The organism is Pantoea sp. VS1 (assembly GCF_002207995.1).
Taxonomy (GTDB): Bacteria; Pseudomonadota; Gammaproteobacteria; order Enterobacterales; family Enterobacteriaceae; genus Pantoea; species Pantoea dispersa.
Map to the genome: position 1 here is coordinate 19,957 of NZ_NHZE01000020.1, position 21,824 is coordinate 41,780.

At 56.7% G+C, this 21,824-nt stretch carries 24 protein-coding genes; 12 read left to right on the forward strand and 12 right to left on the reverse strand.

Translation table 11 applies throughout. The annotated features are described in order from the left end of the window. Complete coding sequence (rfaC, locus tag CBW22_RS11335) at positions 1–972, forward strand: lipopolysaccharide heptosyltransferase RfaC (RefSeq protein ID WP_088516667.1); 972 nt, start codon at positions 1–3, stop codon at positions 970–972. A 14-nt stretch (positions 973–986) separates the two neighbouring features. Here rfaC and CBW22_RS11340 read toward each other — a convergent pair whose 3' ends face one another. Next, the gene (locus tag CBW22_RS11340) at positions 987–1,952 is read right to left on the reverse strand and encodes a polysaccharide deacetylase family protein (protein WP_088516668.1); all 966 of its coding nucleotides are present in this window, start codon (positions 1,950–1,952) and stop codon (positions 987–989) included. A 314-nt stretch (positions 1,953–2,266) separates the two neighbouring features. Here CBW22_RS11340 and CBW22_RS11345 point away from each other — a divergent pair, with 314 nt between their 5' ends. The 8 genes from CBW22_RS11345 (at position 2,267) to coaD (ending at position 10,436) form a co-directional block, all read left to right on the forward strand. Next, positions 2,267–3,391, forward strand: coding sequence for a glycosyltransferase (locus CBW22_RS11345; RefSeq protein WP_058759422.1), 1,125 nt, complete (start codon positions 2,267–2,269; stop codon positions 3,389–3,391). Between the two features lie 43 nt (positions 3,392–3,434). Next, a complete protein-coding gene (locus tag CBW22_RS11350) occupies positions 3,435–4,556 on the forward strand; it encodes a glycosyltransferase family 9 protein (RefSeq protein WP_058759423.1) in 1,122 nt (373 codons plus the stop codon). Next, positions 4,537–5,538: a glycosyltransferase gene (locus CBW22_RS11355; protein ID WP_088516669.1), complete on the forward strand. Its 1,002-nt coding sequence runs from the start codon at positions 4,537–4,539 to the stop codon at positions 5,536–5,538. Before CBW22_RS11350 ends, CBW22_RS11355 begins: the two co-directional genes overlap by 20 nt. A 73-nt stretch (positions 5,539–5,611) precedes the next feature. Beyond that, the gene (rfaQ, locus tag CBW22_RS11360) at positions 5,612–6,688 is read left to right on the forward strand and encodes a putative lipopolysaccharide heptosyltransferase III (RefSeq protein WP_088516670.1); all 1,077 of its coding nucleotides are present in this window, start codon (positions 5,612–5,614) and stop codon (positions 6,686–6,688) included. After that, on the forward strand, positions 6,681–7,814 hold the full coding sequence (locus tag CBW22_RS11365) for a glycosyltransferase family 4 protein (RefSeq protein ID WP_088516671.1): 1,134 nt from the start codon (positions 6,681–6,683) through the stop codon (positions 7,812–7,814). The genes rfaQ and CBW22_RS11365 overlap by 8 nt, the downstream gene beginning before the upstream one ends. An 85-nt stretch (positions 7,815–7,899) precedes the next feature. Further along, the gene (gene waaA, locus CBW22_RS11370) at positions 7,900–9,174 is read left to right on the forward strand and encodes a lipid IV(A) 3-deoxy-D-manno-octulosonic acid transferase (RefSeq protein ID WP_021507071.1); all 1,275 of its coding nucleotides are present in this window, start codon (positions 7,900–7,902) and stop codon (positions 9,172–9,174) included. 3 nt (positions 9,175–9,177) lie between these two features. Further along, positions 9,178–9,954, forward strand: coding sequence for a glycosyltransferase family 2 protein (locus tag CBW22_RS11375; RefSeq protein WP_088516672.1), 777 nt, complete (start codon positions 9,178–9,180; stop codon positions 9,952–9,954). Further along, positions 9,951–10,436 carry a pantetheine-phosphate adenylyltransferase gene (gene coaD, locus CBW22_RS11380; protein ID WP_088516673.1) on the forward strand — a complete coding sequence of 162 codons (486 nt, stop codon included), beginning with the start codon at positions 9,951–9,953 and terminating at the stop codon, positions 10,434–10,436. The genes CBW22_RS11375 and coaD overlap by 4 nt, the downstream gene beginning before the upstream one ends. On the opposite strand, the gene mutM is transcribed toward coaD, so the two are convergent. The 4 genes from mutM to radC all read right to left on the reverse strand — a co-directional run bounded on the left by mutM (position 10,437) and on the right by radC (position 12,632). After that, entirely contained in the window at positions 10,437–11,246 is an 810-nt protein-coding gene (gene mutM, locus CBW22_RS11385; RefSeq protein WP_088516674.1) for a bifunctional DNA-formamidopyrimidine glycosylase/DNA-(apurinic or apyrimidinic site) lyase, read from the reverse strand. 70 nt (positions 11,247–11,316) lie between these two features. Next, complete coding sequence (rpmG, locus tag CBW22_RS11390) at positions 11,317–11,484, reverse strand: 50S ribosomal protein L33 (protein WP_001051798.1); 168 nt, start codon at positions 11,482–11,484, stop codon at positions 11,317–11,319. A gap of 11 nt (positions 11,485–11,495) precedes the next feature. Continuing rightward, positions 11,496–11,732 carry a 50S ribosomal protein L28 gene (gene rpmB / locus CBW22_RS11395; RefSeq protein WP_010616494.1) on the reverse strand — a complete coding sequence of 79 codons (237 nt, stop codon included), beginning with the start codon at positions 11,730–11,732 and terminating at the stop codon, positions 11,496–11,498. Positions 11,733–11,975: 243 nt separating this feature from the next. Beyond that, positions 11,976–12,632 (reverse strand): RadC family protein, encoded by a 657-nt coding sequence (gene radC / locus CBW22_RS11400; protein WP_021507076.1) that lies wholly within the window; start codon positions 12,630–12,632, stop codon positions 11,976–11,978. Between the two features lie 190 nt (positions 12,633–12,822). Between radC and coaBC the strand changes: the two genes are divergently transcribed. From coaBC to slmA, 3 genes are all read left to right on the forward strand, one after another. After that, positions 12,823–14,052: a bifunctional phosphopantothenoylcysteine decarboxylase/phosphopantothenate--cysteine ligase CoaBC gene (coaBC, locus tag CBW22_RS11405; RefSeq protein WP_088516675.1), complete on the forward strand. Its 1,230-nt coding sequence runs from the start codon at positions 12,823–12,825 to the stop codon at positions 14,050–14,052. Beyond that, positions 14,021–14,479, forward strand: coding sequence for a dUTP diphosphatase (gene dut, locus CBW22_RS11410; RefSeq protein ID WP_031279631.1), 459 nt, complete (start codon positions 14,021–14,023; stop codon positions 14,477–14,479). Before coaBC ends, dut begins: the two co-directional genes overlap by 32 nt. Positions 14,480–14,594: 115 nt before the next feature. Further along, complete coding sequence (gene slmA, locus CBW22_RS11415; RefSeq protein ID WP_021507079.1) at positions 14,595–15,191, forward strand: nucleoid occlusion factor SlmA; 597 nt, start codon at positions 14,595–14,597, stop codon at positions 15,189–15,191. Between the two features lie 89 nt (positions 15,192–15,280). On the opposite strand, the gene pyrE is transcribed toward slmA, so the two are convergent. The 7 genes from pyrE to CBW22_RS11450 form a co-directional block, all read right to left on the reverse strand. Beyond that, positions 15,281–15,922 (reverse strand): orotate phosphoribosyltransferase, encoded by a 642-nt coding sequence (pyrE, locus tag CBW22_RS11420; RefSeq protein ID WP_021507081.1) that lies wholly within the window; start codon positions 15,920–15,922, stop codon positions 15,281–15,283. 49 nt (positions 15,923–15,971) lie between these two features. Beyond that, positions 15,972–16,688 (reverse strand): ribonuclease PH, encoded by a 717-nt coding sequence (rph, locus tag CBW22_RS11425; protein ID WP_021507082.1) that lies wholly within the window; start codon positions 16,686–16,688, stop codon positions 15,972–15,974. An 85-nt stretch (positions 16,689–16,773) separates the two neighbouring features. Then, positions 16,774–17,178: a DUF3574 domain-containing protein gene (locus tag CBW22_RS11430; RefSeq protein ID WP_088516677.1), complete on the reverse strand. Its 405-nt coding sequence runs from the start codon at positions 17,176–17,178 to the stop codon at positions 16,774–16,776. A gap of 7 nt (positions 17,179–17,185) precedes the next feature. Further along, complete coding sequence (locus CBW22_RS11435; RefSeq protein WP_088516678.1) at positions 17,186–19,021, reverse strand: PglL family O-oligosaccharyltransferase; 1,836 nt, start codon at positions 19,019–19,021, stop codon at positions 17,186–17,188. 277 nt (positions 19,022–19,298) lie between these two features. Next, positions 19,299–20,294, reverse strand: a complete 996-nt coding sequence (locus tag CBW22_RS11440) for a fimbrial protein (RefSeq protein ID WP_141097309.1) — start codon at positions 20,292–20,294, stop codon at positions 19,299–19,301. A 190-nt stretch (positions 20,295–20,484) separates the two neighbouring features. Then, on the reverse strand, positions 20,485–20,934 hold the full coding sequence (locus CBW22_RS11445; RefSeq protein WP_088516680.1) for a hypothetical protein: 450 nt from the start codon (positions 20,932–20,934) through the stop codon (positions 20,485–20,487). Between the two features lie 26 nt (positions 20,935–20,960). Then, the gene (locus tag CBW22_RS11450) at positions 20,961–21,815 is read right to left on the reverse strand and encodes a winged helix-turn-helix domain-containing protein (RefSeq protein ID WP_088516681.1); all 855 of its coding nucleotides are present in this window, start codon (positions 21,813–21,815) and stop codon (positions 20,961–20,963) included. Between the last annotated feature and the right edge of the window lie 9 nt (positions 21,816–21,824).

Here is a 21,824-nt window from a genome sequence, read left to right on the forward strand (position 1 = left end):
ATGCACGTTTTGATTGTTAAAACCTCGTCGATGGGTGATGTGTTGCACACGTTGCCGGCGCTGACCGACGCGATGCAGGCGATTCCCGGCATTCGCTTCGACTGGGTGGTGGAAGAGAATTTTGCGCAAATTCCTGGCTGGCATCCGGCCGTCGATAAAGTCCTGCCGGTGGCGATTCGTCGCTGGCGCAAACACTGGTTTGGCAGCCAGCAGCGCGAAGAGCGCGTGCAATTCAAACGCGAGCTGCAGTCACGTCAGTACGACGTGGTGATTGATGCCCAGGGGCTGATTAAAAGCGCCGCGCTGGTGACGCGCCTCGCCAAAGGCATCAAACATGGTCAGGACAGCCGCAGCGCACGCGAACCGTTCGCCAGCTGGTGGTATGACAAGCGTCATGAGATTGGTAAGCAGCAGCACGCCGTGGAACGCACGCGCGAACTGTTCGCGAAAAGTCTGGGCTATGAAAAACCGGCCACGCAGGGCGACTATGCCATTGCCGGTCATTTTCTCGCGGCGCAACCGCAGGATAGCCAACCGTACCTGGTGTTTCTGCACGCCACAACGCGCGACAACAAACACTGGCCGGAAGATCACTGGCGCCAGCTCATCGCGCGGGTTCAGCCCACTGGCCTGCGCGTCAGGCTGCCGTGGGGCGCCGAACACGAGCACCAGCGCGCGCAGCGGCTGGCAGCAGGGTTTGATCATGCAGAGGTGTTGCCGAAGCTGACGCTGGAGCAGGTGGCGCAGCAGCTGGCGGGCGCCCGTGCGGTGGTCTCGGTGGATACCGGTTTGAGCCATCTGACCGCCGCGCTGGATCGCCCCAACATCACCCTGTTCGGCCCGACCGATCCGGGGCTGATTGGTGGCTACGGCAGGAATCAGCATGCGTTACGGCCCGCGCAGGGCAGCAGCAGCATGGCAGACATTCAGCCTGACGACGTGATGGCCATGCTGGCTGAGATCGCGCTGTAACGCGATTGGGCGGCTTAGCGCTGCTGTTGCTTCAGCCGGGCAAACTCCGTGAGCGTCATGCCCTGCGTCTTGGTCGCCAGCCAGCTGAACAGGCCTTCCAGATCGTCATACAGGCGTTCAATATCAGCCTCCGTTTTAAACGTGGGGCTGCCATCTGGCATAAACTCGGATGAATGCAGCATGAACTCCACATAGTCGTTGCCCTGTGCGAGCGTCTGTTCTGCCACCTGTTTCATCTGGGCCAGATTCCCCCCCACCGGACGCAGCCAGTTCACTGAAGGTCCACGCTGCCTGCCGCGGATGCCATTCCACACTTTTTTGAGCTGATTGGTGAACGCGCCATAGCGATACTGAATGCTCATTGGCAGTTCCAGCAGCGGACTGTCGCCCGGCCTGGAAATATCCTGTTCATCGAGGAAATAAGCGCGATCGGGGAAATGGCTGTAATCCGTTCCGCCCTGTCCCTGCGGTGCACCCTGCGCATTACGCCAGCTCACGCGCGGCGTAACCGAGCAGTCAACCTGATAGCCCTGATCGATCAAGGCGCGGGCGTACACTTCATTAAATGCCCAGCGGCCGGCGCGGTGGCTGGTCATTTTACGCTGAAAAGCGTTCTCCAGCAGATCGGTCATATAGGCGACTTTATCGCGCAGGACGTTTTCCGGATATTCGATCAGATAAGGTTGGTAACGCCACTCATCGTCGGTCAGCGCATATTCAGGTGGACTGTACCAGGCATGTAAATGCATACCGATTTCGCCCTGACCGCGCGCCAGCAGATCGCGCCCGAACTCGACATAAGCCGGGTCACTGGCCATCTCATAGTTGGTCAGCCAGGTCGGTTTAAAAGCGTATTTCTCACACAGCGCCTGGAAGCGCGGTAAAAACCGGACGTTATGGGTAGTGACCTTGCCGCTGCGATTGCGCCACAGGTTATCCCCTTCGGTATCAAGGGTAATTAAAAAGGCAGGTTTTTCCATAACTTATCCGGTGAATTACAGTGTTATAATCGCTATGGTACGCAACGCTCCTGACGGGCGCAAACTTTTCCCATGCGGGTTCAGGGGGAAGTCGATAGCGGTATAAGATTAGTTAAACTAGAATAATTTAAACTCTTCACTGGCCTGAATTTTAGCAATTAACCGAGCGCACGTTCGTGTAAAATTACCTGGCCATAAAAATAATTAATTGAATTTTCTTATATTAAGTCCTGATAGCACCGGGAATGATAGCAGCTAAGTCTTTACAGCAGACTGGCATGTAGGGGTAAAAAATTTTGTCGAAACGCATTTTAATGGTGATTGATGGCCTGCCGGGCGGCGGCGCCGAAAAAGTCGTACTGACTCTGGCGGGGGGCTTCCTCAGTCAGGGACACCAGGTTTCGATCTTCTCATTGCGGAAGGTATGTGATTACCCTATTCCGGCTGGCGTGGATTACCAGGTGATTCTTGATCGCTGTAACCACCCGTGGCGCAAGCTGACAGAAACATGGCGCCGCGCGCGCCTGCTGGATCGTGCGGTGCGCGACAGTGAAGCGCGGCACGGCAAATTTGATCTGATCCTCTCTCATCTGCATAAAACTGACCGCATTGTCAGGCAAACGCCTGCGCTCGATGGAGACAGGACCTGGTTCTGTCTGCACGGCGTGTTTTCTGCTTCGTATCTGGCACGTAAAACCGGCTTCTCGCTGTGGCTGAAGCGGCTGAAAATCCGTCACGTTTATCAGGATCGCCAAATCGTCGGGGTTTCGCAGTACGTCATCGACGATATGGTGCAAAACATTGGCGTACAGCCCCGCCAGGCCAAAGTGATCGCCAATCCTTTCGATTTTGACAGCCTTGCCCGGCTGGCGGCTGAACCCTGCCCGTTAGCCGGCACCGATTTCCTGGTGCATGTGGGACGCTTCCATGAAACCAAACGCCATGACCGCCTGCTCGAAGCCTATGCCCTGAGTGGCATCACCGCGCCGCTGGTTCTGCTGGGACAGGGAAGCGAAAAAATAACGCAAAAATTGCGTGAGCAGGCGCAGAATTCAGGCATTGCGGAGCGCGTGCGCTTCGAAGGTTTTCAGCGCAACCCGTATCCCTGGATACGGCACGCGCGCCTGCTGGTGGTCAGTTCCGACAGTGAAGGTTTTGGTAATGTGCTGGTCGAAGCCCTGAGCTGCGGCACCCCGGTGGTCAGTACGCGCTGTCCGGGCGGTCCTGTTTCGATCCTCACCGGCGAACTGTCACGCGGTCTGGCAGAGATGAATGCAACATCGCTGGCAGAAAAAATGCGAGAAATTTATACAACCCCCCCCAGGTTGCAACATCTGGACTTAAGCATTTATAGTTTGAGCGTTGTTTGCCAGCAATACCTGCAGCTTATTCAGGTGGCGGAGACGTCATTTTCAACCACGCAGCACGTTTCAGGTTAACAGGTCCCCCATGACGGTGTGACCGAATCATGGGGATGACTACTTGACGTACGTACTACTGTTTATTCTTTTTTCGCCGGTCAAATGGGTGATGAAGTTTGTTCATGGCCGCACCGGTAAAAATCTGGTGATACAGACCGCTAAAATTGGCGACTATATTAATATCACGCCGTTATTATCCCACCTGGGAAAAAGCGATGCCCTGCTGAGCTATAGTGTCGCCCCGCTGGCTGAACGTGACGCCACGCTGGAGCACATCTGGTATATCGAAGATCATCGCTCCGGTTTGATGAAAAAAATAAAACTGGTGTGGCAGCTGCTCAATCGCTACGACAATATTTATTTGCTGCATCCCACCAATCTCAATTTATTTATTGCCGCCTGCTGCAATGCCAGCAACAAACAATTTCTTTCCAGCTATCGGCGCAAAGGCTATCAGGGCCTGTTTTATTTAACGGCCAGCGGCGTGGTTTATCACGAGAAAAATACCTTAACGCTGGAAAATTACCTGAAACTGGCCGATCGCTCTTTTACCAAAGAGAGTTATCCCAAACATGCCACCCTGCCACTGTGGCAACCGGAAACCCTGCCAGCGGAAATTACGCAGGCGCCGGGCATCCGTATTGGTATTAGCGTAACGGCAGGGAATCAGGCCAAAACCATTCCGCCGTTAATCTGGTGTCGGCTTTTCGACCACCTGAGCGATCTCCCCTGCACTTTTTTTGCTTTCGGCGCACCGAATGAACAATCACGCGTTCAGGAGTTGTTTAAAGTTGCCGGTCAGCGAAACAATCTGGTGAGTCTGGTGGGTAAAATCCCGCTCGAGGCGCTGCCTGCCGCCATTAACGAGATGGATTTCTATATCGCCTCGGATTCCGGCAATGTGTATATTGCCGACGCGCAACAGGTACCGGTGATTTTAATTTATGGTCCCTGCTGCGTAGAGGAGCAAAGGCCGCTGGGTGACGTGCTCTTAATTGGCCCGAACCACATCGCGCCCTCTTCGTTTGTGTTCGCTGCGCAATACAAATTTGCCCATCCGGTTGAACAGCTGTTCGAGCTGGATGAACGCAAGCTAAATGATATCCATGATTTTATCCGCACCCGGCAGCAGCAGCGCCTGGCGCGACGGAACAACGAAGAACATGACAGCGCAGCCCGATAGCTCATCCCCGCTACTCAGTCTCATTATCCCGATGTTTAACGCTGGTGCTGACTTTACCGGCTGTATCAATGCATTGCTGGCGCAAACCCTGACGTCGCTGGAGATCATCATTATTGATGATGGCTCCACCGACGGTTCCGGCGAGCGCGCCGACGCGCTGGCGCAGCAGTACCCGCATATCCAGGTGATTCATCAGCCGAACGGTGGCGTATCGCGTGCGCGCAATGCCGGGCTGGCCGTGGCGCGGGGTAAATATGTCAGCTTTCCCGACGCCGACGACACCATGGACCCGGCGATGTACCAGACGCTGGTCGACATGGCGGAGCGCGATCGGCTGGACGCTGCGCAGTGCAACGCCGAGTGGTTTTTCAAGGCCAGCCAGACAATTAAGCCGATGATTCCGCGGGATCGCCTCACCAGCACCGGCGTATTAAGCGGGCCGGAGTGGCTCAACAAGGCGCTGAAAACCCGGCGTTACCTGCACGTCGTGTGGCTCGGTATCTACCGCCGTGAGCTGATCGAACAGCTTAATCTGCAGTTTGAACCCGGTCTGCATCATCAGGACATCCCGTGGACCACTGAGTTCATGCTCAACGTACAGCGCGTGCGCTACACCGATCGGGTGCTGTATCGCTACTACATGCACGATGCGTCGATCAGCAACCGCAAGCGCACCGGCCAGCACAACGTCGACTATCAGCGTCACTACCTGAAAATCGCGCGCATGCTGGAAGAGATCAATACGCGCTATCGTCACAAGGTGATGATTTACCCGAGCTTCCACGCGCAGATTACCCGCGAAGCGCTCAGCGTGTGCCACGCTATCCGGCGCGAACCGGACGCCGCAGCGCGCCAGGCAATGATCGCCGATCTGTTTAGCAGCCAGACGCACAAACGCATGCTGCGCAATGCGCGCGGCGCGCGTCAGTGGTATCAGCTGCTGCTGTGGCTGAGCCGCATTTATCGCTGGCGCAATAAATAAGCGCCTGCCGCGGCTTTAACCCCTCCAGGGTTTGCCCTACAATCAGCTCACTGAATTTTGAGATGATTTGAGTATGGCAAGCCCGATTCCAGCCCACTTTGCACCGCAAAATATTTTGCTGATAAAGCTGCGTCATCATGGCGATATGCTGCTGACCACGCCTGCCATCAATGCGCTGCGCCAGCGCTATCCGCAGGCCAACATTGATGTGCTGCTGTATAAAGAGACGCGGCCGATGCTGGAAGCGCATCCGGCGATCCGTCAGCTGCATATCATCGATCGCAACTGGAAAAAGGAAGGCGGCTGGCAGAAGTTTCGCCATGAGGTCGCGCTGGTGCGGGCGGTGCGCGCCTGCCATTACGATGTGGTGATTAATCTGGCCGACCAGTGGCGCAGCGCCATTATTACCGGCCTGTCTGGTGCGCCGGTGCGCATTGGCTTTGCCTACCGCAAGCGCGACAACGCCTTCTGGCGCTGGTGCCATAACCAGCTGGTTTCCACCGACCGTCACCATCAGCTGCATACCGTGGAACAAAACATGACGGCGCTGCAGCCGCTCGGCATTCCCACCGCCGGGGCGACAGCCTCCATGCATTTCAGCGCCGCCGACCAGCAAAAAGTGCAGGACGTCCTCGCTCAGCAGCCGATTACCGGACCGTTTGTGGTGCTGCAGCCCACCTCGCGCTGGGTTTTTAAGTGCTGGGAAGATGAAAAGGTGGCGCAGCTGATTGATGCGCTGGCCGCTGATGGTCGCAGCGTGGTACTGACCGCCGCGCCCGATCAGAAAGAGCTGGCGATGATCGCCCATATCCAGTCGCTGTGCCGCACGCCGAACGTGGTGTCGCTGGCGGGCCAGCTCTCGCTGCCGCAGCTGGCGGCGCTGATCGACGCCGCACAGCTGTTTATTGGCGTCGATTCCGCACCGATGCATATGGCCGCAGCGCTGCAGACGCCGTGCCTGGCGCTGTTCGGCCCGACCAAGCTGCAGCACTGGCGCCCGTGGGGCGACAATAACCGCGTTATCTGGGCGGGCGACTATGCACCGCTGCCGTCACCGGATTCGATCAATACCAATACCGAGCAGCGCTATCTGTCTGCCATCCCGGTTGAGGATGTGCTTGCCGCCGCCAGGAGCCTTTTGCATGACTAAGTTACGGCTGGCGATTGTCCGGCAGAAATATCGGCCGGACGGCGGTGCCGAGCGCTTTATCTCACGCGCGCTGGAAGCGCTGGACAGCGAGCAGCTCGATCTCAACATCATTACCCGCAGCTGGCAGGGCACGCCGAACCCGGCCTGGCACCTGCACATCTGCAATCCGGCAAAGTTCGGCCGCATCTCGCGTGAACGCGGCTTTGCCCGCGCGGCGCGCGCCTGCTGGGAGCGGGAAAAGTTCGATATCGTACAGAGCCACGAGCGCATCGCCGGCTGCGATATTTTCCGCGCCGGCGACGGCGTGCATCGCGTATGGCTGGAGCAGCGCGCGCGCATTGTTTCGCCGTGGCAGCGGCTGAGCGCCAGCCTGAGCCCGTACCATCGCTATGTGCTGCAGGCGGAAGCGGAGATGTTCAACGCGCCCTCGCTGAAAGCGGTGATTTGTAATTCGCACATGGTGAAGCAGGATATTTTGCGCCACTTCGCGCTGGATGCCGGCAAAATTCACGTGATCCACAACGCCATTGATAGCCAGCGTTTTCAGCCTGCCAGCGACACGCTGCGTCACGCCGCGCGTCAGCGACTCAACCTGCCGCAGGATGCCACGGTGATGATCTACGTCGGCTCCGGCTTCGAACGCAAAGGGCTAAAGGCCGCTATCGAAGCGGTCGCTAATAGCGATCGCTACCTGGTGGTAGTCGGCCAGGACAAACAGCTGGCGCGCTATCAGCAGCTGGCGAACCAGCTTAACTGTCTTGACCGCCTGCGCTTTGCGGGCGTGCAGCAGGACGTTCAGCCGTTTTATCACGCTGCCGATGCGCTGCTGTTGCCAACGCTGTACGATCCGTTCCCCAATGTGGTGCTGGAGGCGATGGCCTGCGGGCTGGCAATCATTACCAGCACCGGCTGCGGCGGCGCAGAATTTATTACCAACGGTGAAGAGGGTTTTGTCTGCGATGCGTTGGATATCAAAGCGTTAAACGAAGCGGTAATAGCGACGCCCGCACTTTCGCACAATCCGGCGCTGGGCGAAGCCGCACGTCGCAAAATTGAACCTTATGGTCCGCAAAGACTGGCGCAGGCGCTGACTTCGCTTTATCAGCACGTCCTGCAAACCCGTTGACGAAGTGGTATGAGCAGGCGGTCAGTTTCTGTTAACATGCCGCCTTTCCTGTGTTTTTTGACGCGAACTGGTCGTAACCTTAACTATGACGACTCTCTATACAGCCCTGCTTTATCTGATTCAGCCACTGATCTGGCTGCGCCTGTGGCTGCGCGGTCGAAAAGCACCGGCCTATCGTAAACGCTGGGCGGAACGCTACGGCTACTGCAGCGGTAAAGTAGCGCCGCACGGCATCGTGCTGCACTCGGTTTCGGTCGGTGAAACGCTCGCCGCCGTGCCGCTGGTGCGCGCGTTGCGTCATCGCTATCCGACGCTGCCCATTACCGTGACCACCATGACGCCCACCGGCTCCGAGCGCGCCCAGTCGGCGTTTGGCAAAGACGTGCACCATGTCTATCTGCCGTACGATTTGCCCGGTTCAATCAACCGTTTCCTCGATACCGTCGACCCGCGGCTGGTGATTATCATGGAAACCGAGCTGTGGCCGAACATCATTCGCATTCTGCATCAGCGCCAGATTCCGCTGGTGATTGCCAATGCGCGCCTGTCTGAACGCTCCGCCAGAGGTTATAAAAAGCTCGGCGGTTTCATGCGTGACCTGCTGCAGCGCATTACGCTGATTGCCGCGCAGAACGTTGAGGACGGCGATCGTTTCCTCAGCCTCGGCCTGAAGCGCTCGCATCTGGCCGTGACCGGCAGTCTTAAGTTTGATATCTCCGTTACGCCGGAGCTGGCGGCACGCGCGGTGACGCTGCGCCGCCAGTGGGCATCGCGCCGGCCGGTGTGGATCGCCACCAGCACGCACGAAGGCGAAGAGGCTATCGTGCTCGACGCCCATCGCCGCCTGCTGCAACAGTTCCCGGATCTGCTGCTGATTCTGGTGCCGCGCCATCCGGAACGCTTTAAAGATGCCTGCAACCTGACGCAAAAACGCGGCTTCAGCTTTACCCTGCGCAGCAGCGGCGAGATCCCCTCCAGCGCCACGCAGGTGGTGATTGGCGATACCATGGGCGAACTGATGCTGCTGTACGGCATCGCCGATCTGGCCTTTGTCGGCGGCAGCCTGGTGGAGCGCGGCGGCCATAATCCGCTCGAGCCCGCTGCGCATGCCATTCCGGTGCTGATGGGCCCGCACATCTGGAACTTCAAAGATATCTGCGCCCGTCTGCAGCAGGCGGAAGGGCTGATTACCGTTACTGATGTGGTGTCGCTGGAAAAAGAAGTGGCGAACCTGCTGCAGGATGACGATTATCGCCGCTACTACGGCCGCCACGCGGTAGATGTGCTGCACCAGAATCAGGGCGCACTGCAGCGTCTGCTACAGTTACTCGAACCGCATCTGCCTCCACGAGCTCATTAACGCATGTCGCAACGCCAACGTCTCTCCGTAGTGATGATCGCCAAAAACGAAGCTGAACTCCTTCCGGAGGCGCTGGTTTCCGTCAGCTGGGCAGATGAAATCATTCTGCTGGATTCGGGCAGCAGCGATGCGACCATCGAGGTGGCACGCGCGCACGGTGCTCTGGTCTATCAGGCAGACGGCTGGGCCGGCTTTGGTAAGCAGCGTCAGCGCGCCCAGGCCTTTGCCAGCGGCGATATGATTCTGATGCTGGATGCCGATGAACGGGTTACGCCGGAACTGCGCCGCGCCATTGAGCAGGTGCTGACACAGCCGCCCAGCGATAAGGTTTATAGCCTCGGCCGCAGTAATCTGTTTCTCGGCCGCTTTATGCGCCACAGCGGCTGGTATCCCGACCGCGTGCTGCGCCTCTATCCGCGCCATCTGCGCTATAACGACAATCTGGTGCACGAATCGCTGGAGACGCAGGGCACGCCGGTGGTGGCGCTGCCGGGTGATTTGCAACACCTGACCTGCCGCGACCTGATCGCCTTCCAGCGCAAGCAGATGAACTATGCCGAAGCCTGGGCGCAGGAGCGCTTTCAGCGCGGCAAGCGCTGCAGTATTCTCTCTGTTTTTAGCCACACCGCGGGCGCGTTTATTAAGACGCTGCTGCTGCGCGCCGGTTTTCTCGATGGTAAACAGGGCTGGATTCTGGCGGTGGTCAACGCACAATACACCTTCAACAAATACTCGGCGCTCTGGGCGCTGCATCACACCTCAACACAGGGCCGCGTATGAGCACAAAAGCGATTTATCCCGGCACGTTTGACCCGATGACGCTGGGCCATCTGGATATCGTCACGCGCGCAGCGCAGATGTTTGATCGCATCGTGCTGGCGATTGCCGCCAGCACGAGTAAGAAGCCGCTGTTTAGCCTTGATGAACGTGTCGATCTGGCGCGCCAGGTTACGGCCCATCTGCCCAATGTTGAGGTGGTTGGCTTTAGCGATTTGATGGCGAATTTTGCCCAGGCGCAGAACGCGAACGTGCTGGTGCGCGGTCTGCGTGCGGTATCAGACTTTGAGTATGAGCTGCAGCTGGCGCACATGAACCGTCATCTGCTGCCCACGCTGGAGAGCGTGTTTCTGATGCCGTCCGAAGGCTTCTCGTTTGTCTCGTCGTCGCTGGTCAAGGAAGTGGCGCGCCATCAGGGTGACGTGCAGGCATTTCTGCCTGCCGTGGTGCATCAGGCGCTGCTGGCGAAGCTGGCGCAGCCGTAATCAGTGCTGGCAGCGTGGACACCAGAAGGTGCTGCGCTGACCGTGTTTACCGCTGAGGATCGGCGTACCGCAGGCGCGACAGGGCTCGCCAGTGCGGCCATACACCTGCAGCTGCTGCGCAAAATAGCCTGGCTTACCGTCGGTCTGCAGGAAATCACGCAGCGTGGTGCCGCCCTGCTCAATTGAACGCAGCAGTACGGCTTTGATGGTGTTCGCCAGCAGTTCCGCTTCCGCTTCACTCAGGCTCATCGCCGGACGATCGGGTAAGATCCCGGCGGTAAACAGCGATTCGCTGGCATAGATGTTCCCCACGCCCACCACCACTTTGTTATCCATCAGCCACTGCTTGATCACCGTGCGTTTGCCACGCGACTTTTCATACAGATACCCGCCGCTGAAGGCATCGCTCAGCGGTTCCGGACCGAGGTGCGCCAGCACGCTGCTGCCTTCCGGATCGGTAGTCCACAGCCAGGCGCCAAAACGCCGCGGATCGGTATAGCGCAGCACTTTGCCATTGCTCATCACCAAATCGACGTGGTCGTGCTTCGCAGCCGGCAGTTCGCCGGGCAGGACGCGCAGGCTGCCGGACATGCCAAGATGAATGATAATCCAGCCGTGCGGCAGCTCCAGCAGCAGATACTTGGCGCGGCGCTGTACGCTGAGCACCGGCTGGTCGCTCAGCGCGTGGATTTCATGGGAAACCGGCCAGCGCAGACGCGGATTGCGCACAATGGCATGCAGAATGGTTTCCCCCACCAGGTGAGGTTCTATACCGCGTCGGCTGGTTTCTACCTCAGGTAATTCAGGCATCTCATCTCCTCAACGTAGCGCAAAAACAAAAAACCCGGCCGGAGCCGGGTTTTTCGCAAGAACACCAAAATTACTTAATTTTGGCTTCTTTGTAGATCACGTGCTGACGTACAACCGGATCGAACTTTTTCAGTTCCAGTTTCTCAGGTTTAGTACGTTTGTTCTTCGTGGTGGTATAGAAGTGACCTGTACCAGCAGAGGAAACCAGCTTGATCTTCTCACGAATACCTTTAGCCATGATTCAGTTCCTTAGTACTTCTCACCACGGGCGCGGATTTCGGCCAGAACCGTATCGATGCCCTTTTTATCAATAACACGCATACCTTTAGCAGATACACGCAGAGTAACGAAGCGCTTCTCGCTCTCAACCCAGAAACGGTGAGAGTGCAGGTTCGGCAGGAAACGGCGTTTCGTCGCGTTCATTGCGTGGGAACGGTTGTTACCGGTCACCGGACGCTTTCCAGTTACCTGGCAGACTCGTGACATTTCTATTCTCCAAAAATCAAATCAGCTCGAGCTTTAAAAACTAGGTTTTGGCCGCCTCGTCAGGCCTTAGCCCGCCCAGGCGAGTTCCATGTGAACCCGCTAAGCTGGCCCAAACGCCAAACCCGAGATTCTCAAAGGTGGCGTAGTATACGCCGCTAAGCCGAAGTGCTCAAGTCCCGAACAGATAAAGATCCCTCCGGATCGCGCAAAAACGCCGGATTTCTGCCCAGTTGACGCCGCGAATTACAGCCAGCCGCGCTCAGCGAAAGAGGTAAACTCGCCGTGACCAATCACCAGATGATCTAATAAGCGGATATTCAGCAGCGCGCAGGCCTGCGCCACCTTGCTGGTAATCTCGCGATCGGCACGGCTCGGTTCCGCCATGCCGGACGGATGATTATGCGCCAGTATCACCGCCGCCGCGTTGAGCTTTAGCGCCTCACGCACGATTTCACGCGGATGCACTTCCACGCTGGCAATAGAGCCGGAAAACATCTTCTGCGCCTGCAGAACGCGGTGCTGGTTATCCAGAAACAGCGCCATAAAGATTTCACGCTCCTGATGTGCCAGCACGCTTTGCAGGTAGTGGCGCGTGACCTGCGGATTCTCCATCACATTTTCGCGCGCCAGCTGGCTGGCAAAAAAGCGCCGTCCCAGTTCCGCAATGGCATGCAGTTGCGTCATTTTGGCGCTGCCGACGCCCTTTATCTGCCCCAGCTCTTCTTTACTGGCGGTCATGATGCGATACAGCGAACCGAATTCATTCAGCATCAGCCGCGCCAGCCCCATCACGCTGTTGCCGCGCGTGCCGGTACGTAAAAAGATCGCCAGCAGTTCGGCATCGCTTAGCGCCTCGGCGCCCAGCAGCGTCAGTTTTTCCCGTGGTGCCAGTTCCGTCATCGTTCCGCCCTCCCTGCAATGCCGCCATTCTGCGCCGGTGCATTGCAGGCCACCAGCGGCGCGTGACAAATTCCAGAGCCGGCTCGCAAAGGGCGCAGGCAGTGAAAAGGCGGGTCGCCGATTTTGTGATAAAGTTGCCTGCATCTGTCGCGCCAGGCGCGGCACTCTGCGTTGAAGTGAGGCAAACAACATGATGGGATTAGCCGGAAAAAAAATTCTGCTGGGCGTCAGTGGCGGCATCGCGGCCTATAAAGCACCGGAACTGGTGCGCCGTCTGCGCGATCGCGGCGCGGATGTCCGCGTGATGATGACCGATGCGGCCAAAGCCTTTATTACGCCGCTCAGCCTGCAGGCGGTTTCCGGCTATCCGGTGTTTGATGACCTGCTCGACCCGGCGGCCGAAGCGGCAATGGGCCATATCGAACTGGCAAAATGGGCCGATTTGATTGTGCTTGCGCCCGCAACCGCCGATCTGATTGCACGCATTACCGCCGGCATGGCAAACGACCTGGTCACCACCGCCTGCCTGGCCAGCGCGGCACCGGTCGCCATCGTGCCGGCCATGAACCAGCAGATGTACCGCGCGGCAGTAACGCAGGAGAATCTGCAGCGTCTGGCGCAGCGCGGCGTGCTGGTCTGGGGACCGGACAGCGGCAGCCAGGCGTGCGGTGATATCGGCCCGGGCCGCATGCTGGACCCGCTGGCCATCGTTGCGCATGCGCTGGAGTGGGCCGCGCCCGTCAACGATCTGCAACATCTCAACATTATGATCACCGCCGGTCCGACGCGTGAAGCGCTGGATCCGGTGCGCTATATCACTAATCACAGCTCCGGCAAGATGGGCTATGCGGTTGCTGCTGCGGCGGCAAAGCGCGGCGCAAACGTGACGCTGATTTCCGGTCCGGTGAACTTAGCCACGCCCGCCGGCGTGACGCGCATTGATGTCAACAGCGCACTGGAGATGGAAGCGGCGGTGATGGCGCAAATCAGCCAACAAGATATTTTCATTGCCAGCGCAGCCGTGGCAGACTACCGGGCGGCAAACATTGCCGCAGAGAAAATTAAAAAACAGGGTGGCGATGATAACGTCACGCTGCAGCTGGTGAAGAACCCGGATATTGTCGCAGGCGTCGCGGCGCTCAAAGTGCAGCGCCCTTTCGTGGTGGGATTTGCTGCCGAAACCCAGAATGTGGAAGAATACGCGCGGCAAAAACGGGTGCGGAAAAACCTGGACCTGATTTGCGCCAATGATGTGGCGCAGGCCGGGCAGGGCTTCAATAGCGACACCAATGCTCTTCACCTTTTTTGGCAGGAGGGAGAGAAAGTCTTACCGCTCAGTGATAAGACGCTCCTTGGCCAACAATTAATAGACGAGATTGTCAGCCGTTATGATGAAAAAAATCGACGTAAAAATACTTGATGCGCGCGTAGGCAAGGAATTCCCACTACCCACCTATGCGACCTCTGGCTCCGCGGGTCTCGATCTGCGTGCCTGCCTTGATGACGCACTGGAAATCGCACCGGGCATGACCACGCTGGTGCCAACCGGCCTGGCGATTCACATTGCCGATCCGTCACTGGCCGCCGTCATCCTGCCGCGCTCCGGTCTCGGTCACAAACACGGCATCGTACTGGGTAACCTGGTGGGGCTGATTGACTCCGACTATCAGGGCCAGCTGATGGTTTCAGTGTGGAACCGTGGCCAGGATAGCTTCACGCTGCAGCCTGGCGATCGCCTGGCCCAGCTGGTGTTTGTACCGGTGGTGCAGGCCGAATTTAACCTGGTGGAAGATTTTGACGCCAGCGATCGCGGCGCAGGCGGTTTCGGTCACTCTGGCCGTCAGTAATACGTTCACTTTTCGCATAGCCATCTTTTTATTTCTTGTCGCCACAGGCCGCTTTATCTGTGGCAGATAAGGCAGTATTGCCTGTTTTTGGTGAATTTCAGGGGTGTTGAAGGTCATGGCAGAAAAAAAAGTCGCGAAACGGAATCGTCGCGAAGAGATTTTGCAGGCGCTGGCGCAAATGCTGGAGTCGGGCGATGGCAGTCAGCGTATCACCACCGCCAAGCTGGCCGCCAATGTCGGCGTTTCGGAAGCGGCGTTATATCGCCACTTTCCCAGCAAAACGCGCATGTTTGATAGCCTGATTGAGTTTATTGAAGACAGTCTGATTACCCGCATCAATCTGATCCTGAAAGATGAAAAAGAGACGATGGCGCGTCTGCGCCTGATCGTGCAATTGCTGCTGGGATTTGGTGAGCGTAATCCAGGGCTGACGCGCATCCTGACCGGCCACGCGCTGATGTTTGAACAGGATCGCCTGCAGGGGCGCATTAATCAGCTGTTTGAGCGTATCGAAGTTCAGCTGCGCCAGGTGATGAAAGAGAAGAAGATGCGCGACGGCGAAGGTTTCCAGACCGATGAGACGCTGCTCGCCAGCCAGCTGCTGGCGTTCTGCGAAGGTTTGCTGTCACGCTATGTACGCTCGGAGTTCCGTTATCGCCCGACCGCCGATTTCGACAGCCGCTGGCCACTGATTGCCGCACAGCTGGTTTAATACGCACAGCGGATTTGTAGCGGCACGATTCATCGCGCAATAAATTGCGCCGCTACGCTATCGTGCGGCGCTGACTACCGCCGCAAACCTTAAATACCGTACTCTTTACGATACGCCTTCACCTTCGCCAGATGGTCGGCCATCTCTGGCTTCTCCGCCAGGTAATCAATCAGCTCGCTCAGCGTAATGATCGCGGTGACCTTGCATTGATAATCGCGCTCCACTTCCTGAATCGCGGAAATCTCGCCACGGCCGCGCTCCTGGCGATCGAGCGAAATCAGCACGCCGGCCAGCGTAGCGTTGTGGGCATTGATGATGTCCATCGATTCACGAATTGCCGTGCCGGCGGTAATCACATCATCGACCAGCATCACTTTGCCCTGCAGCGGACTGCCCACCAGTAAACCGCCTTCGCCGTGATCTTTGGCCTCTTTACGGTTAAAACAGTACGGCACATCGCGGTCATGATGATCGGCCAGCGCCACGGCGGTAGTGGTCGCAATGGGAATGCCTTTGTAGGCCGGGCCAAACAGCAGGTCGAAATCGACGCCGCCATCCACCAGCGCCTGCGCATAGAAACGGCCCAGCAGCGCTAAATCGCGCCCGGTGTTGAACAGACCGGCATTAAAGAAATAGGGACTTTTGCGGCCAGACTTCAGGGTGAACTCACCAAACTTCAGCACCCCTTTGTTCAGGGCGAACTCAATAAACTGACGCTGCCAGGCTTTCATTTCTCACTCCTCAAATAAAGAAAAGGCGACTCTGTGGTCGCCTGTTACATCAATCAATTAACGCCGCTTTCTGCGCCTGAATCAGCTGCTCAATGCCGCCGCGCGCCAGCGCCAGCAGCTGCAACAATTCATCATGGCTGAACGGCTCGCCTTCTGCGGTGCCCTGCACCTCAATCATGCGGCCATCTTCGGTCATCACCACATTCATATCCGTTTCAGCGGCGGAGTCTTCGACATACTCTAAATCGCACACCGCTTCACCGGCCACGATGCCGACCGAGATCGCCGCCACCATGCCTTTCAGCGGGCTGGCTTTCAGTTTACCGGCTGCCACCAGCGCGTTCAGCGCATCCGCCAGCGCCACGCAGGCACCGGTGATTGCCGCGGTGCGCGTGCCGCCGTCGGCCTGAATCACGTCGCAGTCCAGCGTGATGGTGAATTCACCCAGCGCCTGCAGATCAACCGCCGCACGCAGCGAGCGGGCGATAAGGCGCTGGATTTCCAGCGTACGTCCGCCCTGCTTACCTTTGGCGGCTTCACGCGCCATACGGCTGTGCGTCGAACGCGGCAGCATGCCATATTCAGCGGTTACCCAGCCCTGACCTTTGCCTTTGAGAAAACGCGGCACGCCCTCTTCAACGGTCGCGGTGCACAGGACTTTGGTTTCGCCGAACTCGACAAGAACCGAGCCTTCCGCATGTTTGGTAAAGTGACGAGTGAGGGTGACGGGACGCACTTCAGAAGTGCTACGGCCTGCTGGACGCATGGTTTCTCTCCGGCTTGCTTGGGTTTGGCTGCGCATTATACGGACTTCACAGGCGGCTGTCCTGCCCGCGTGCAGGCAGCGCGTGTTACAGCGCCGCGCACACCAGCGAGTCAATACGCGTTACTGGTTGTGTCGCAAAACGATTTTTAAACTTGTCGCGCAGCGCATTAATGCTTTCGGAGCTGGCCCGATCCGCCGGATGAAGCAGTACCAGTACCTTGCGATTGCCCTGCGGGCCGCGGCCATCGTAAATCGTCAGCGGCGAGGGAAAGTGCGGCGTGATGTCGCGTTCAGCAAACTGCGACCAGCCCGCTGCGCCAGCGGAGGACGGCAGGTCAAACCACAGCGTGGTTTGCATCATCATCTCGCCGGCCCCGCACACGGCCACGGGCGCGGTATGCGGCGGAATGACCTGCGGGGTGAGCGGAGAAGTCTGACATCCGCTTAACATCATGGCGAAGCCCAGCGGCCTCATCCATTTATTCAACATCTTAGCCTCAGAAGTTGCCTGTCTCATCTGTCACAGCATAGGCCGCCGATGACCATTCCGTCATCATTTTTGCTTTCAGCTGCAGCAGGCTTTCATCTGTTGGATAGAGAGTCAGCGCCTGACGCAGCAGCCTGCGCGAGCGCTGATAGTGCCGCAGATGCCACTCAATCATTACCGCGTTCCGGAACACGTTGAGATCGTTATGGCGCTCCAGCCACAGCGACGACTGCTGCACAAAGCGCGCCAGCAGGCGCTCATCCCGCGTCTGGTTGTAGCGCATCAGGCAATGCACCATTTCGCCGAATTCATAGCGCTCGCCCTGAATCCACGGATTCCACAGCTGATCGCGTGAAGGATAGGAGAGGAACTGACCGCGCTCCGCCTGGGTGAGCAGCGCGTTGGTCTGCAGGCCGCTGAAGAAGAACAGCATCAGCGCAATCGCGCCGCCGGCCATGTTCAGGCGCAGCATGCGCGACGGCAGACCCGGCGTCGCAGGTTCAATCATTGACCGATCTTCGGGCTGACGTAACGCCAGATGGGTAAGCAGCATCAGCAGCCACAGATGCGGCAGCGATTGATAGAGCGGAAACTCGACCATGCTATGCAGCATGACGGGCAGCGTCAGACTCCACAGCATCAGGCGCTGCGGCTGACTGCGCCAGCGCCACAACGGCGTCAGCCATGCCAGCAACACCGCGGTGAAGCCTACCATCGGCAAAACCCCGCCTTCCACCCAGCTATACAGCCACTCGTTATGAGGATGGGTGGCATTAAAATCGTCCGGGTAAATCGCATCCGCCATGCGTATCCGCGAAAAATGAAACTCAAACTGGCCAAAGCCCCAGCCGCTGAACGGTTTTTCCATAATCATGCGCAGCGTGTATTCCAGCAGCTGCTGGCGCGCCAGGTCGGACGACGCAAATTCACGCATGCCCGGCGCTAATTCACTGCGCAGCAACAGGGCGCACAGCACGGCCAGCGCCATCACCATGACAATCCTGATGATTACCGCGCGCTGGCGGCGATCGCACACCAGCAGCATCACCAGCAGCGCCAGCGCAAAGCCAAACGCACCGGTACGCGACTGCGTCAGAAGCAGCGCCAGGCTGTTGATCAGCACTGCCGGCAGCAGCAAGAAGCGGTGCCTGGTGTCAGATTGCAGACAGAGCCAGACCGTTGCCGCCAGGCCGGTCGCCAGAAAGCTGGCCAGCAAATTGAACTGCTGAAAAATACCGTAAGGGCGAATCTGGCCGGCGTGATAGCGAAACTCCATCAGCGTTTGCAGCTGAACCGGAAAGCAGGTCTGTACAATCGCCAGCAGTGCCTGGAAGGTGCTGAGCAATACGATGCCGGCAATGATTCGCTGACGCTGCTGCCAGAGCTGCGGCATCAGGCCCAGCAGCAGCCACAGAATGAGTATGGCGCTGAGCCCCAGTAGTCGGATAACGCCGGTCAGCAGTCCGTTATCGTTCTCCTGCAGGATCACCGCCAGCGCAAAGCAAAACAGCATTAGCAACAGCGCATGCGTCATGACATTGTCGTCAATTAAATCGCGCGGCTGGCGCCAGTTCTTCAACAGCAGCGTGGCCGCCAGCAGCGCGAGGCAGCCAGCAGTGAGTAAATTCAGCGGCAGATTAAAGCCACTGCCACCACTGTTGGGCAGATAGATCAGCGTGGGGAAAAAACAGATAAGACAGGCCAGCGAAGCGAAAGGGAAAGAGGCGACTTTCTCACCGCACTGTCCCCGACGCCGCCGCTGCAGGAATTGCTGCATCAGCAAAGGCGGGGTGACGCGCGGGTCTCGTCCGGACAGATACCACGACATAAAACAGAGAAAGAGCATAGCAAACCCAATTGCCGAAACAGGCCAAAAACTGTCTCGTTGAATAATGGTTGATAGACTTTGGCTAGAGAAAATGTACGGCCAAAAAGCTGTGAATGGTGTGAAAACCCCCGTGAATCATGGTGATTCACAGCGCTGTGATGATGAAAAATATTTTCAAACACCGTTAACCTGTATCGCTGCAGGTTAAGCCGATCTCCCTCTGATAAGTGTTTAACTTTAACCATCATAAAAAGATTAATTAACATTAATATCAATAACGTGGTTTAAAGCACCATCACGGCAGGCTGATCAGCAATGTTGCTGAAGCATTGAATTCACCACCGCTCAGCGGTTGTCCTTTCTTTTTAACCGGGAACACGGTGATAACTTCTGACGCCATGCCGTTGATTAACCGGACAGCAGAAGTGCCCATCGGTTTGAGCAATTGTCCTTTATGTTTAACTGCAATGCCCAGATCAGGATAATTGGTGGCGATGAGTTCATTCGAGAAAGAGGGGGTTCCGGCAACTAAGCGTAAATTGACTTCCTGATTTAAAGTTACATTACACCTCACTTGTAAAGGTATGTCTTTAGAGTGGACAACACTTGTTACTGATTCAGAGAGAGTTTCAATTGCGATGCGATTGAATTCGACATTAATTTCAATGCCATCATTAATATTACATACAATTGGCACAGGAATGATCTGAAGCTCGCTAATTAAATTAAAAAGGGGGAGCGTTGCATATTCTCGCCGCGGATTCGCAGTTAGATAATTACTGACAAGTTTTTTACCAAAAGGAATGACAACCGCACCTCCGATAACATCTCGCCTCAACTTCAACTCAATATTACCATGTGTAAGAAAAGCCAGCTCATCCTGAAAACTTCCGCCCGGAAAATGTATAATGGTTTCAGCTTCCACATCAAAAGGAACTTTATGATAAATGGAGTACCCCTTTACCTTTACCATTATATCAAGATCATCAGATAAGATAAAATATCCAGGATTAATGTTTGACACCGGAAGTTCGGAAATACCTTTGATATAATAAGGTATTCTTTTCTCATCTGATGAGGCGTTAGTGCAGAACACAGGATACGGGGTGTCAAAATCATAAAATCCACTACCTGTAGACCCCCTGGTGTTACCGTTAATTTTAATCTCGCTTAGTTTCCGTTGTATATCTGAAACCGGGTTCCCCCAACATGTTAGATCTGGCTGCGCATATATTCCCTTACTAAAAAACAGAGTAAAAGAAAAGAAAAAAACCAATCTTATTAATGACACTCCATCCCCCCTGCTTCATAAGAAATGAAACCTTCTCATTTAATAAAAAAGAATTTAAAATACATTCCTTTGATAAACTCGCCCATTATCCTCCTTTCGAACGGAGTTGTTATCAATGAAGGTCTCCATTAAGTAACTATGGGGGCTCAGAGTTTTAATCGATGCTTATACTCACTATACGTAGCCTTAACTATCTGCGACAAATCACCGACGGATTCGCATTGTTCCCAATCACATAACGCACATTCTGCAGACGATAAATCCAGCCGTAATTGACATGGCCGGGCGCCAGGCCGGCGGAGATATAGCGTTCAATATTCTGTGGTGAGGCGCGGTTGGCGAGATTGTAGGAAATGGCAGTGGTTTCGCTGCGCAGCGCGGCGCCGGAGAAGCTGTGGCGAAGCTCAAAAGAGACGTCTACCGGTTCGCGGCGCTGCAGTTGCTGCTGTGGCGAGTAATAACTGATCATACCGCTGTAATTGCCGGTGGCCTGAAACAGGCTGTTTTGCACTTTCCACTGGCCGTGCGACACCACCAACTGTCCCGCCTCTCTGGAAATCAGAATCGAATCCGCTTCACAATGGGGAATGCGACGTGACAGCTGATAAATCAGGATGGCCGCCAGTACCAGCGCCAGCATTAGTAATCCCCCCTGCAACACCCAGGTTACTCGGCGACGAAATATATGGCTGACCGACATAACGCATCCCTCTGCTCGATAGGGTTTTGACAGATAAACCAGCTGTAACGGTCAGCCAGCTTGGTGCGGTTGATATAGATGTGGCGTTCCTCTTCGGCCAGCTGGATAAAGCGCGCCATGCTGTCACTCACCAGCTGCAGGTTTTGATCGATCTCTTCACGTTCGGTGGCGCTGAAGTCGTCCTGGATATACCACTGCCGGCCCTGCACGTGCCGATAGGGTGCATAGGTCACGGTGACCACATCGCGAATCTCCAGCACCTTAATGCCGAGTAAGGCCAGCACCAGTAACAACACCGCGCTGATCAACATGCCGATTAACACCAGCCCGGAACGGCTGCGTGGCGCCGCAGCGGGCGTATCCTCCTCCACGGTGGCGGTGGCCGGCGGCGGCGCTATTACCGGCAGCGGCGCCGTGTGCACATGGGTGGTGACCAGTGGCTGAATACGCGCTTCCGACGTGATGCGCGCTTCTTCCACGGCTTCAGCCAGCGGTAAACAGGCTTCCACCCGCACCGACTCATGCAGCCGGTAGCCCTGACGATGAACGGTGACAAAGGTTTCTCCTTCCACCCGCAATTGCAGAAACTGTTTGCGCAGCATCGACAGCATCTGGCGCAGCGAGTTTTCCGTCACGTGCACCCCCTGGCTACGCCAGCCTTCGTCCAGCAGCGTTTCGTGGCTAATGACCTCACCCGGCTTTTGCAGAAACAGCGCCAGGCAGCGCGCGCTGCTCTGGTTGAGCAGCAGCTCGTTATCATGCCGATCGCGCAACAGGCGCCGATCCGGGTCAAACGTGATATGTTGATTGATCAACCACATAACAGGCAC

Excerpts from the sequence above, each read along its gene's own strand:
- rfaC (WP_088516667.1), top strand. The coding sequence starts at position 1 with ATGCACGTTTTGATTGTTAAAACCTCGTCGATGGGTGATGTGTTGCAC.
- CBW22_RS11340 (WP_088516668.1), bottom strand. The coding sequence starts at position 1,952 with ATGGAAAAACCTGCCTTTTTAATTACCCTTGATACCGAAGGGGATAAC.
- CBW22_RS11345 (WP_058759422.1), top strand. The coding sequence starts at position 2,267 with ATGGTGATTGATGGCCTGCCGGGCGGCGGCGCCGAAAAAGTCGTACTG.
- CBW22_RS11355 (WP_088516669.1), top strand. The coding sequence starts at position 4,537 with ATGACAGCGCAGCCCGATAGCTCATCCCCGCTACTCAGTCTCATTATC.
- rfaQ (WP_088516670.1), top strand. The coding sequence starts at position 5,612 with ATGGCAAGCCCGATTCCAGCCCACTTTGCACCGCAAAATATTTTGCTG.
- CBW22_RS11365 (WP_088516671.1), top strand. The coding sequence starts at position 6,681 with ATGACTAAGTTACGGCTGGCGATTGTCCGGCAGAAATATCGGCCGGAC.
- waaA (WP_021507071.1), top strand. The coding sequence starts at position 7,900 with ATGACGACTCTCTATACAGCCCTGCTTTATCTGATTCAGCCACTGATC.
- CBW22_RS11375 (WP_088516672.1), top strand. The coding sequence starts at position 9,178 with ATGTCGCAACGCCAACGTCTCTCCGTAGTGATGATCGCCAAAAACGAA.
- coaD (WP_088516673.1), top strand. The coding sequence starts at position 9,951 with ATGAGCACAAAAGCGATTTATCCCGGCACGTTTGACCCGATGACGCTG.
- mutM (WP_088516674.1), bottom strand. The coding sequence starts at position 11,246 with ATGCCTGAATTACCTGAGGTAGAAACCAGCCGACGCGGTATAGAACCT.
- rpmG (WP_001051798.1), bottom strand. The coding sequence starts at position 11,484 with ATGGCTAAAGGTATTCGTGAGAAGATCAAGCTGGTTTCCTCTGCTGGT.
- rpmB (WP_010616494.1), bottom strand. The coding sequence starts at position 11,732 with ATGTCACGAGTCTGCCAGGTAACTGGAAAGCGTCCGGTGACCGGTAAC.
- radC (WP_021507076.1), bottom strand. The coding sequence starts at position 12,632 with ATGACGGAACTGGCACCACGGGAAAAACTGACGCTGCTGGGCGCCGAG.
- coaBC (WP_088516675.1), top strand. The coding sequence starts at position 12,823 with ATGATGGGATTAGCCGGAAAAAAAATTCTGCTGGGCGTCAGTGGCGGC.
- dut (WP_031279631.1), top strand. The coding sequence starts at position 14,021 with ATGATGAAAAAAATCGACGTAAAAATACTTGATGCGCGCGTAGGCAAG.
- slmA (WP_021507079.1), top strand. The coding sequence starts at position 14,595 with ATGGCAGAAAAAAAAGTCGCGAAACGGAATCGTCGCGAAGAGATTTTG.
- pyrE (WP_021507081.1), bottom strand. The coding sequence starts at position 15,922 with ATGAAAGCCTGGCAGCGTCAGTTTATTGAGTTCGCCCTGAACAAAGGG.
- rph (WP_021507082.1), bottom strand. The coding sequence starts at position 16,688 with ATGCGTCCAGCAGGCCGTAGCACTTCTGAAGTGCGTCCCGTCACCCTC.
- CBW22_RS11430 (WP_088516677.1), bottom strand. The coding sequence starts at position 17,178 with ATGTTGAATAAATGGATGAGGCCGCTGGGCTTCGCCATGATGTTAAGC.
- CBW22_RS11435 (WP_088516678.1), bottom strand. The coding sequence starts at position 19,021 with ATGCTCTTTCTCTGTTTTATGTCGTGGTATCTGTCCGGACGAGACCCG.
- CBW22_RS11445 (WP_088516680.1), bottom strand. The coding sequence starts at position 20,934 with ATGCTGGCGCTGGTACTGGCGGCCATCCTGATTTATCAGCTGTCACGT.
- CBW22_RS11450 (WP_088516681.1), bottom strand. The coding sequence starts at position 21,815 with ATGTGGTTGATCAATCAACATATCACGTTTGACCCGGATCGGCGCCTG.